The sequence below is a fragment of the Zooshikella harenae genome, from assembly GCF_018837975.1.
Lineage (GTDB): Bacteria > Pseudomonadota > Gammaproteobacteria > Pseudomonadales > Zooshikellaceae > Zooshikella > Zooshikella harenae.
Genome location: NZ_JAGSOY010000032.1, coordinates 17,904 through 29,627, shown reverse-complemented (window position 1 = coordinate 29,627; position 11,724 = coordinate 17,904). Strand labels below are relative to the sequence as shown.

8 protein-coding genes and 1 tRNA gene are annotated in these 11,724 nt (G+C 40.4%); 2 read left to right on the top strand and 7 right to left on the bottom strand.

Translation table 11 applies throughout. From position 1 onward, the window contains the following. Window positions 1-19: 19 nt before the first annotated feature. The gene (locus KCG35_RS14060; RefSeq protein WP_215820415.1) at window positions 20-811 is read right to left on the bottom strand and encodes a hypothetical protein; all 792 of its coding nucleotides are present in this window, start codon (window positions 809-811) and stop codon (window positions 20-22) included. 252 nt (window positions 812-1,063) lie between these two features. Between KCG35_RS14060 and KCG35_RS14055 the strand changes: the two genes are divergently transcribed. Further along, window positions 1,064-1,139, top strand: a tRNA-Glu gene (locus KCG35_RS14055). A 259-nt stretch (window positions 1,140-1,398) separates the two neighbouring features. Here the strand turns inward: KCG35_RS14055 and arcC are convergent. The 3 genes from arcC to arcA all read right to left on the bottom strand — a co-directional run bounded on the left by arcC (window position 1,399) and on the right by arcA (window position 4,724). Further along, window positions 1,399-2,325 carry a carbamate kinase gene (gene arcC, locus KCG35_RS14050; RefSeq protein ID WP_215820414.1) on the bottom strand — a complete coding sequence of 309 codons (927 nt, stop codon included), beginning with the start codon at window positions 2,323-2,325 and terminating at the stop codon, window positions 1,399-1,401. An 84-nt stretch (window positions 2,326-2,409) separates the two neighbouring features. Next, window positions 2,410-3,411 carry an ornithine carbamoyltransferase gene (gene argF, locus KCG35_RS14045; RefSeq protein WP_215820413.1) on the bottom strand — a complete coding sequence of 334 codons (1,002 nt, stop codon included), beginning with the start codon at window positions 3,409-3,411 and terminating at the stop codon, window positions 2,410-2,412. 86 nt (window positions 3,412-3,497) lie between these two features. Beyond that, complete coding sequence (arcA, locus tag KCG35_RS14040; RefSeq protein ID WP_215820412.1) at window positions 3,498-4,724, bottom strand: arginine deiminase; 1,227 nt, start codon at window positions 4,722-4,724, stop codon at window positions 3,498-3,500. Between the two features lie 1,271 nt (window positions 4,725-5,995). On the opposite strand from arcA, the gene KCG35_RS14035 reads away from it, so the two are divergent. Next, window positions 5,996-7,402 (top strand): YfcC family protein, encoded by a 1,407-nt coding sequence (locus KCG35_RS14035; protein ID WP_215820411.1) that lies wholly within the window; start codon window positions 5,996-5,998, stop codon window positions 7,400-7,402. Window positions 7,403-7,483: 81 nt separating this feature from the next. On the opposite strand, the gene astB is transcribed toward KCG35_RS14035, so the two are convergent. The 3 genes from astB to astA all read right to left on the bottom strand — a co-directional run bounded on the left by astB (window position 7,484) and on the right by astA (window position 11,672). After that, window positions 7,484-8,824 (bottom strand): N-succinylarginine dihydrolase, encoded by a 1,341-nt coding sequence (astB, locus tag KCG35_RS14030; protein ID WP_215820410.1) that lies wholly within the window; start codon window positions 8,822-8,824, stop codon window positions 7,484-7,486. 341 nt (window positions 8,825-9,165) lie between these two features. Further along, on the bottom strand, window positions 9,166-10,635 hold the full coding sequence (gene astD / locus KCG35_RS14025) for a succinylglutamate-semialdehyde dehydrogenase (protein ID WP_215820409.1): 1,470 nt from the start codon (window positions 10,633-10,635) through the stop codon (window positions 9,166-9,168). Then, complete coding sequence (gene astA, locus KCG35_RS14020) at window positions 10,635-11,672, bottom strand: arginine N-succinyltransferase (protein ID WP_215820408.1); 1,038 nt, start codon at window positions 11,670-11,672, stop codon at window positions 10,635-10,637. Before astA ends, astD begins: the two co-directional genes overlap by 1 nt. Window positions 11,673-11,724: the final 52 nt, after the last annotated feature.

The following is an 11,724-nucleotide window of genomic DNA, read 5'->3' as shown; positions in this document are numbered from 1 at the left end:
CATTCTGGCAGAGTAAGTATCAGTCGTAGACGTTTTTCTTTTTCCATGTATCATCTTCTTCAACAAACTCATCAAGCTTGTTGACTAAACTGCTACTTTCGTTTTCGGGAGTCTCCTGTGTTGTTTGGGTTTTTTGTTGCTCCTCTGCGCGAGCAATACGGCTTTTTAGTTTTTGAATAAATGCGTCATAAGTATGACTGGCATTATGTTTACGTAATTCGTCAATAGCGCGTTCATAATAGTGAATTGCCAGCGTATATTTTCCTACTTGCTGTGCATTATAAGCGCTATAAGAAAAAAGCTCGTAGGTGATAATGACAAGGCGTTCTTTAATGTGATTAATGAGCGTTGAAGCATCCACTTTACTTAATCGGCTGCTTTTAAAGCTGGCCAAAGCCAAGCGGTGGCATTCATGGAAGGTGTTGTGGAGTTGTTGAGCTTGTGCTTCAGAGGTGATGTTGACGGATTTATGCTGCTCCTGAACTAATTTATCCAAAAATTCTGCAATTTCACCTTTTGTATTGGCTATGCGCTCTTCAATAGAAGAGTTATGTTCTTTTAGTGATAAGTTTTTAATTGACTCTAAAGCGTCAAGCTTTTCACTCATAAGAAACTCACCCAAACCATGACCGAGATAAGGAAGAGGTAACGTACTCATTACCTCTTCTATACGTCGGATGCGGTTGCTATACATTGATGCTTTTCGGTTTTTTTCGATTTTGGCATTTTCAGCACTATGATAAGCATAGGCAACACCTACTAAGATGATGACAAATACCAGTATCGCCGCTGTAATCGTAATAGGTGACACCGAACTCTCCATTTATTGGTTGTTATTCACCTTATTTCTTAATTGAGTATAGGCCGCTTGCCCAAAGGTGTTTAGGTAAATTCTAGTATGAATGGTGCTGTGTTTGTGTTACATGACGAGAATAAGGACTAATAGGTAAGCTTGTGCGCTCGTTTTTTATTTTTGAGGGTGTCATAAAAAAGCTTGACCCATGAGTAATTAACTCGTAGGATACGCACCCGTTCGCCACTGAAGTTGAGAGCGAAGGTTTGCGTCCCCTTCGTCTAGTGGCCTAGGACACCGCCCTTTCACGGCGGTAACAGGGGTTCGAGTCCCCTAGGGGACGCCAAAATTAAAAAAAAAGCCAGCTTTAAGCTGGCTTTTTTTTTGTGTGTCTGAGCATTATACCGTAATACCACAGCCTGTTAGCTATCGCGGCATTTCTATATTTATATGTATTTACCATCCAGCTAGCACTTGCTATGACTATCTGGCTGTATAGCGTATATATAGATTGTTAGTTGGGTAAATGTTGGACGAGAAGTTCTAACACGTAGTGAGTTGAGATGCCAAACAGCTTGGCATCTCAATTTAATCATATTGCTTAATTAGTAGTACTCAATCTCGCCACTATGATCTTCAGCAATGACAGTGCCAGTAACACCTCGAAGGATGCCTTCGGCGTTATCGAGCGATCCAATTGCACCTATTTTGCCACCTTGCTTAACAAAGTCACAAATGGCTTCAACTTTAGGTCCCATGGAGCCTTTAGCAAAGTCAAACGTGTCCATTTGAGCTGTTGTTGCCTTCTTAATATTTTTCTGTTCAGGTGTGCCCCAGTTAATAGCAACAGCATCAACGTCTGACAGAATAATCAACGCATCGGCTTTCAGGTCATGTGCAAGCACGGCAGAAGCGCGGTCTTTGTCGACAACAGCTTCGACACCTTCAAGCTTATCTCCTGCTTTGGCAACAGGTACACCGCCGCCACCAGTACAAATAACAAGACTACCTTGGTCAACCAGTGTTTTGATGGTATCCAGCTCTACAATAGCTTTGGGTATAGGAGAAGGTACGACACGTCGGAAATAAAGGCCATCTGCTTTAATGGTATAGCCCATAGTGCGCGTGAGTTCAGTGGCTTCTTCCTGGCTATAAACAGGACCAACAAACTTAGTTGGATCAGTAAATGCCGGGTCATTTTTGTCTACAATCGTTTGCGTTAGTAGTGCCGCAACTGATTGCTTAGGCATTTCGTTATTAAGGCACTGTGCAAACATATAACCAATCATGCCTTCTGTTTCTGCGCCTAGTACATCTAGGGGGTAGGGGGAAACATCTTTATAAGCATCATTTTGTAATGCTAATAAGCCTACTTGTGGACCATTACCATGAGTTAATACGACTGTATGGTTTTCAGCAACTTTAGCAATAGCGGCTGCGGCTTTTTTGATATTTTGATACTGAATGTGTGCTTCTAAGGGCTCACCCCGTTGGAGAATAGCATTGCCTCCAAGCGCGATTACAACTAACATGCTTGTTTCCTCTCTCTATAAGTGGGGACTGGCTGCCTTGGATGGGGAAAGGGGCAGCCAGGTTCTAGCAGACTAGGTGACTAATTAGCTGCCTAAGGTGGCAACCATTACCGCTTTAATAGTGTGTAACCGGTTTTCAGCCTGATCAAAAACAATTGAGTGTTTAGACTCAAATACTTCTTCAGTCACTTCCATACCGTCGAGACCATATTTTTGGTAAATTTCTTCACCCACTTTGGTTTCTCTGTTATGGAATGCAGGCAAGCAATGCATGAATTTCACATTGGGGTTACCTGTTTTTTCAATTAACTCACGGTTAACTTGATAAGGCTTCAATAGTTTAATACGCTCTTCCCAAACGTTGTCTGGTTCACCCATAGAAACCCATACGTCTGTGTACAAAAAATCAGCGTTTTTCACAGCGGCTTCAACATCATCAGTAATCATGATTTTCGCGCCAGTGGTTTTGGCTATTTCGTGAGCAATATTGACTAATTTCTCATCTGGACGGCAACCTTCTGGTGCAGCCATGCGGAAATCCATACCCATTTTAGCGGCACCAATCATTAATGAGTGGCCCATATTATTGCCGCCGTCACCTAAGTAGCAATAAGCAATATCATTAAGGGGTTTACCACTGTGCTCCATCATTGTAAGGAAGTCAGCAAGAATTTGAGTTGGGTGAAACTCATCAGTGAGACCATTCCATACGGGGACGCCTGCGCTAGCGGCTAACTCTTCAACAACTTCCTGACCAAAACCACGGTATTCAATGCCATCATACATGCGACCTAAAACCCGTGCTGTGTCTTTCATAGACTCTTTGGCGCCTATTTGAGAACCTGATGGGCCAAGATAAGTGACATTTGCGCCTTGGTCGTAAGCAGCTACTTCAAATGCACAACGTGTGCGTGTTGAAGATTTTTCAAAAATTAACGCAACATTCTTACCTTTAAGACGAGGTTTTTCATAGCCAGTGTACTTAGCTACTTTCAGGTCATCGGCAAGACGTAATAGAAACTTAATTTCACGAGGAGTTAAGTCTTCTAATTTGAGAAAATGGCGGTTTCTTAAATTAAATGCCATGGTTATTTACCTTACTCTTATCTAAAACAGTTGTTGTATGGTCTTGAGTTAAGAACCACAAGTCAAAGGTTATTCAATGAGTTGAATTAGATATCATCACGCTCAAGTGGACAGCTCATGCAGCGTGCTCCACCGCGGCCGCGACCCAAATCTTCACCAGGTATTGGAAGTACAGTAATTCCTGCTGCTTCCATCTTTTTAATGGTATAAACATTACGCTCATAACCAATAACAACACCAGGACGTACAGTAAGTACATTATTCGCATCATTCCATTGTTCGCGCTCAGCTTCGAATGCATCACCGCCAGTATGGATAAGGCGTAATTCGGGGACTTCTAACGTACGGGCAATTGCCTTGATAAAACTATCTTTGATGCGGGTATAACAAATCTCGCCCGCTGCTTTTCCAGGTGTAAGTTCCCAAGCAGGTATATCATCACGCATAATATCAGGGTAAACAGTAAAACAGTCATAATCCATATGAGTCATCACTGTATCCAAGTGCATGCAACTACGTGCTTTGGGTAATTGCAAAGCAATTACTTTATTGGCTTGACCTGTCTTGAATAAGTTACGCGCTAATAATTCAACACCTTGTGGTGTTGTACGCTCAGACATTCCAATTAATACAGCGCCTTTACCAATAACCAGTACGTCTCCGCCCTCTAATGTGGATAGTTCAAAGTTACGGTCTTCATCACCAAAGTAAACTTCGAAATCTGCATCTTTAAACAATGGGTGGAATTTGTAGATTGCGCGTAAATGGACTGTTTCGCGCTTGCGGGCTGGTTTGGCCATAGGGTTGACAGAAACACCGCCATAAATCCAGCATGAAGTATCACGGGTGAATAAATGATTTGGAATGGGGTCTACTATAAAATCGGTTTCTCGCATCACTTGCAAGACAGGGCTTGGACATTCTGAATTAAGCTCTGCAACGGTTATCCCACCAATAAGGTGTGAAGCTAACTCAACGTTATTCATGCCATTAAGATAGCTTCTAACTTCAACTGACAGAGTAGGGCCAAAGCGGTATTCAGAAATCTGACGATCAAGCACCCAGTTTTTGGCTTCAGGAGAGGACAACGTTTCAGCTAAAACTTCATGTAGCAAAAAGACTTCAACACCATTTTCGCGCAGTGTTTGAGCAAATATATCATGCTCTTTACCGGCTTCCTCTACGCGTAAAACATCATCAAAGAGGAGGTCTTCACAGTTTGAGGGAGTTAGGCGCCGTAAAGATAATTCTGGTCGGTGAAGTAGTACTTTGCGTAGTTGTCCAATTTCTGAACCAACATAAAAGCGAGACATTTGCTCTCTCCTTGCCTGTCAACAAGCGACTAAAAGTAAAGGATAAAATTAACTTTCTAGTGTAGAACACTAAGTTTGGATGAATAACACAATATTTAATAGTTTTACCATAAAAATCTTGAGTTCTATTAAGCTCGATAAGTTATCAGTAAGTACTTCAAGAAATTTGACAGAAAACACTATTTATGAAGTGTTATTCATTTTAAAAAAACACTTGCGGCATTTTGGTAAGAAGCTGTCGCAAGTAGGAAAGTATTTAAAATATATAAGCTGATATTAGCTTGAAAGCTCTCAATGCGCGACATAGGCTAGCGCTACGATTTTTTTTTGACTGTACGTAAAAATACCCATTTTAATGTGAATTTTAACTAAACTACTAAAATAACAATTTATGGCTTTTGTTTTTATGCATAGCTGCGTGTTTAAACGACAGCTTACTTATGAACTATTTCCTAAAGATTTAAATATAGGCTAACTATTAACCTGGTTGTGGCAAAAGTAAAGTTAAGATATATAATTCTGCATGTGATTTAATTTTTTAGCACTTGCTTTGTCGCTAAACAGAAATAAGGAGTCACTTTTTGGTAGGTTGCTCTGCTACTGTGGTGATAGAATGAGGGCTTGTAGTAAAGTTACAAGAAAAATGATTGATATTTGCTCTAAAGGTATTTTTTTTGTTAATTCTACTAAATAGTTTTACATAAAGTAAATTTGTTGATTAATATTTTAACAAGAGAGCTGTCTAGAAAACTTGCATATTTGCGCTATAAGTGACGCCTTTTAAAAAGAAAAATTAAATACTGTTGATTCAATAATTTTTCTTTTCAGGCGTTTGATCTTTATCAAGAACAAGTGTTTTAGATGGACTACAATCCGGAGTTAATCGTTGGCTGAAACAACCTTTAACTCAATTCTAACTTGATAACCGTTACTGACAGAGCGTTTAAGCATAAAGAAAAATGTCGCATAGAGTGAAATACCTAGTGACACATGTTTTGTGTACTCTTACATTCAATATAAACCGCGTGGTAAATCACATACGGCGCTCAGTCTATTTTATCTATTTTGGCTTGAATCTAATTCTAGTGAGTAAGTGTTGATGACTGGATTAAACGTTATAAAAAAGTTTTTAGTGTTATGGTGTGAAAGCGATATTAGAAATCATGACTATGAATAATAAACTTTTAATTGCGTTTAATATAAGTTCAAGTCAACAACGTAAGCCAATAAAACAAAAAATCCAGTTTACCCCATAAAAAGGAAGTACTGCGATGGCAAAGTTTAAGTTCCCTTCAGCGTATAGCATTCTCTTTTTCCTTATCATAGTGGTGGCAGGTTTAACGTGGTTAGTGCCTGCGGGTCAATATGATCGGGTTGAAAATGAATCACTTGGTAAAGAAGTCCCTGTTGCAGGTACTTATAAAGAGGTTGAAGCAAATCCACAAAATGTGGTAGACATTTTTTTAGCACCTATTGATGGTTTTTATGATCACGATAGCTATGAGGCAAATGCTATTGATGTAGCTTTATTTGTCTTAATTATCGGAGGATTTTTAGGGGTCGTTAATAAAACAGGTGCGATCGATGCTGGGATTGCCCGAACCGTAACTGGTCTAAAGGGAAAAGAAATTTTAATGATCCCGATATTGATGTTGCTATTTGCTGCAGGGGGAACGGTTTATGGTATGGCTGAAGAAACCATACCATTTTACACGTTATTGATACCTGTAGTGATCGCGGCGGGATATGATGCAGTAACCGGTGTTGCGATTATTTTGTTGGGAGCGGGTATTGGAACTTTAGGGTCTACCATTAACCCCTTTGCGACTGTTATAGCATCTGATGCTGCAGGGGTAAAATTCTCTGTGGGTATGATGTGGCGCTTAGCGATTTTAGGTTTGGGTTGGTTAACCTGTGTCATCTTTGTTATGCGTTACGCTGCGAAAGTGAAAAAAGATCCATCAGCGTCATTGGTCGCAGACTTAGCTGAAGACAATAAAAAACACTTTCTGCATAGTAAAGATCAAAACCAGGATATGAGCCTGAGTGGTTCCAGACAGTTAATTTTAATTGTATTTGGATTAACTTTTGCTGTAATGATTTGGGGGGTATCATCACAAGACTGGTGGATGGCAAGAATATCTGCACTTTTTATTGCGTCAAGTATAATTGTTGGCTTAATTGCTAGAATGAGTGAAGAGGACATTACCTCAAACTTTGTTGATGGTGCACGAGACCTCTTGGGTGTAGCACTTATAATCGGAATTGCTCGTGGTATTGTAGTGGTAATGAATAATGGGATGATTACTGACACCATTCTTCATGCCTCAGAGCAAGCATTGGCAGGACTAAACACGGTTGCATTTATTAATTTAATGTACTGGCTGGAGGTGGTGCTTTCTTTCTTGGTGCCTTCTTCTTCAGGTCTAGCGGTATTAACTATGCCAATTATGGCACCATTGGCTGATTTTGCAGGTGTGGGCCGTGACTTGGTGGTGACTGCTTATCAGTCTGCTTCTGGTGTAGTTAACTTAATTACGCCAACTTCTGCCGTTGTTATGGGAGGTTTGGCTATAGGTCGAGTTTCCTATAACCGTTGGTTAAAGTTTATTTGGCCCTTGTTGTTAATCTTAACCATCCTAATTATGGCCGTGCTAAGTATCGCAGCAGTACTTTAATAGACAGTTTATAATTAGAATAATTAAGTAAGTCCAATTACCCCGGCCAGGTAGCCGGGGTTTTTATTTCATAATACATTACTAATTGCGTTGAAAGGGGTAAATACTGCCTAATTGTAGTATTTGGGTAAGTTCATCAAGTGCAAGTTGAGTTTCGTGAAGTAATGAGGGATCACTTAAATCTTGAATCGTTAATTGGTTTCGATAGTGTTTGTTAACCCAATTGGTTAATTTTGAATAAAGGAATTCATTAAGAATACAGTGTGGATTTACAGCTCCGAGTTCCTCTGGAGTGAGTATTACACGTAAACGTAAACACGCAGGTCCTCCTCCATTCTGCATGCTTTGTTTTAAGTTGAAATTAAGTACTTTGTTAATTGGGTTGTCTGCACTTATCAACTCAGATAAGTAGTGTTTAACAGCATTGTTGTGTAAACATTCTTCTGGTACAACAATAGCCATTTCTTCATTTGTGAGAGAAAGTAATTGACTGTTAAAAAGGTAAGTGTTAATAGCATCTTTAACACTTACAAAATTTGAGCTAACTTCAATTGGATAAAAAGGTTTATCATGGAAAAAGTGATAAAGTTTATTTAGTAATTCTTTTTTATCTAAAAATGCTTGCTCATGAAATAATAGTACGTTTCGATTGCCTACCGCTATAACATCGTTATGGAAAACACCTTGGTCAATAACATCAGGGTTTTGTTGAATAAACAGTGTTTGCTCTAGTGTCAGGCCATGGAGTCGAGCAATAGCAGTAGAGGCTTCATAAGTATGGCGTGCAGGAAAACGGCAAGGGGCTGATTTTTCGGGTGATAATCCATAACGACCAAAGACAAATAATTCCAAACCCGCATCATCATAATCATTACAAAGGCGAGTATGATTTGCTGCACCTTCATCACCAAATACATCAACGGCTGGGAGTGGAGGGTGGTGGTGGAAATATTGGTTATCATTGAATACTGCTTGAAGGATACGTGCAGTCGTTTCAGGTTCAATACTTCTGTGGAATTTATTTACTAAGTTGGCTGGGGTAATGTGAATTTTACCATCCAGGGTATCACTACTCGGGGATATAGTTGCTGCATTGGCCGTCCACATGCTGGATGCCGAGTAGCATGAAGTAAGTAAAACCGGATCAGTTTTTGCGGCAAGTGCTAAAATATGAGTATCTGATCCACTAAAACCAAGGCGTTTTAAGGTATTGATGTCTGGTCTTTCTTGAGGTGCTAGCACGCCTTGAACAAAACCCATATCATGCAGCGCTTTCATTTTGGCCAGCCCTTGTAGCGCGGCTTCTTTTGGATTGGAAGCTACTTGCTGATTTTTACTAGAAGCTACATTGCCATATGAAAGTCCTGCATAATTATGGGTTGGACCCACTAAGCCATCAAAATTTGCTTCAACAGCATGCATATTTTTTATCTCGTAGCATTAAGAGATGATTATGTATCTCCTGTAAAGGGGATTATCATCTCAATTTAATACCGTATACCCATTGGCGAATGACTTCCATTTAATACGCTATCTTTAGCGCTTACCCTAACTGGTTAACAAAAAGGGACTGTTGCCATCAGTTTTCGGCTCAATTATTTATTACAGTATAAGCGTATTTAGCTCACTAATTGGCGCTTTCCCTATAAACCATTCGTAATAGGTATAGCTCTTGTTTAATTTATTTTTTAACTTCTATGAGAAGAGGCTTTTGGTATACAAATAGCCTCTATCTGTTTAAGTATAGGATTAATGAAATGTCATTATAGGGATAAACCTGGTGATAAATTATTCGGTAAGGTGAGATCAGAGACCTCCATACTGGCAACAGGGTAAGCACAGTAATCTGCAGCATAATAAGCGCTGGGTCGATGGTTGCCACTTGCGCCAACACCACCAAAAGGTGCAGCACTACTTGCGCCAGTGGTTTGTTTATTCCAGTTTACGATGCCTGCACGAATGTGTTGTAAAAAGTACTCATAGCAATCACGACTGTCAGAAAGTAGCCCTGCGGATAAACCATACTGTGTGTTATTGGCTTGATCAATGGCCTCTTCAAATGTGTCATAACGATACACTTTCAGTAAGGGGCCAAAATGTTCTTCATCAGGAATATCTTTTGATGAGGACAGATCAATCAGACCAGGGCTGATGAGGCCTGTGTTTTCTTTTAGTTTTTTCATTAAGACCAGTGACTTGCCACCTAAAGCAATTAGTTTTTCTTGTGCTGCAAGCAGTTGATCTGCCGCATTTGAAGAAATGACTGGACCAATAAACGGTTGAGGATTGGCATCAGGTGAGCCAACAACAATTTTTTCAACCGTATTTGTTAACTGCTTTATAAATTCATTTCCCCACTCATTGTTGGGTACAAACAGACGGCGTGCACAGGTGCAGCGTTGACCTGCAGAAATATAAGCAGATTGTATGGTTTCGTGAATGGCTGCGGTGATATTTTCAACATAATCAATAATGAGTGGGTTATTGCCACCCATTTCCAGCGCAAGAATTTTTCCTGGGTGGCCTGCAAACTGTTTATGCAGCAAGTGTCCTGTATTGGAGCTACCCGTAAAAAATAACCCGTCAATCTGAGGGTGATTAGCTAGAGCTATACCCGTATTTTTCTCTCCTTGAAGGAGATTAATGACACCTGCTGGTAGCCCTGCTTGTTGCCAAATTTTTAATGTTGTTTCTGCGACAAGTGGTGTAAGTTCACTGGGTTTAAATACCACAGTATTGCCAGCCAATAAGGCAGGAATAATGTGCCCATTTGGTAAGTGCCCAGGAAAATTATAGGGGCCAAAAACAGCCACTACACCATGTGGTTTATGCCTTAAGACGGCTGTACCTGCTGGGGTTTCATTGCTATGTGTGCCTGTTCGTTCATGATAGGCTTTGATGGAAATAGTCACTTTACCAATCATAGCCGCTACTTCAGTCGCTGTTTCCCACAATGGCTTCCCTGTTTCTTGGGAAATTATTTGGGACAGGTGATCACGTTGTTCGTCTAATAATTGTGCAAATTTTTGTACGAGTGCTTCACGCTCAGCAAAAGGGCTCTTTGACCAACTAACAAAAGCCTGTCTCGCAGCCTTGACAGCTTCTTCAACCTGATCTGAAGATGCGCTTTTTCCTTCCCAGACGACTTCACCATTGGCAGGGTTTAAAGAAAGTATGGCTTCACCTTGACCTGACTGCCATTGGCCATTAATCATTACACTCAAGTTGCTCATTACTGTTCTCTCCCACTAGAAAGTTCAAAGATTCTTGCATGATCGCCGTTGTTAAGCTTAAGCTCTTTAGCATCCTCTGGAGAAATAGCTACAGCGCCATTGTCTTCTACTAGTTGTAGCATGCCACAGCGAAAATCATTCAGCCGTGTGTTACTCATTACGTATGTTGTATCGCTAGAGGGAAGAGTAGAGGTTACATTCACTTTGACTTCACGGCTTGCTCTGATTGCACGAATATCATCAAAGTGACAGGTAACAGTAGGACCTGCATCAAAAATGTCGACATAGCCTTCATAGCGGAATCCTTCGCTTTCCAACATGCGTAAAGCGGGGCGTGTATTTTCATGTACTTCGCCGATCACTGCTTGGGCTGATTCAGGTAATAAGTTTGTATAAATCAAGTGTTTTGGCATTAACTCTGCGATAAATACTTTTTCACCAATACCGGTTAAGTAATCAGCATGAGCGAAATCCATTGAAAAGAAGGGACGTCCTAATGCTTCCCAAAAGGGAGATCTGCCTTCTTCATCTGATACACCGCGCATTTCTGCACATACCTGTTTACCAAAGCGGTTAGGGAATTGTGCCATAAAAGCATAACGCGATTTTGATAATAAACTGCCATTTCCACTATGACGGTATTCGGGGTCGAGGAATAATGAGCACAGTTCAGTATAGCCGGTATGATCATTGGATAACCTGAGTGTATGCACAATGTTATGTACTTTTAATTCTCTTGAAGCATGAACTAATGTGCCCAGGTGATAGTTATACCAAGGTTCAGAAAGCCCAACAGCAGCTGCAACGCCACAAATGCCAACCACTTGATGTGTTGTTGTATCTTCAAGTACAAATAAATAAGTTTCTTCGCCTGGGGATTCAGGCTCATCCATAGCAATAGCTTCTTCAGAAACAGTAATCTTCTGTTTAAGTTGCGCTTCATTTGGCTGTAGAGAGGTAAATCCAGTGCCCGTTTTTTCTGCTAAATCGTATAGGCGCTCATAGTCATTTTGGTTGATTGGGCGAATAATCATCATGGGGTCATTATCACCAAAAATCTGGTGCCTCCTAATCGGTAAATAGTTATTC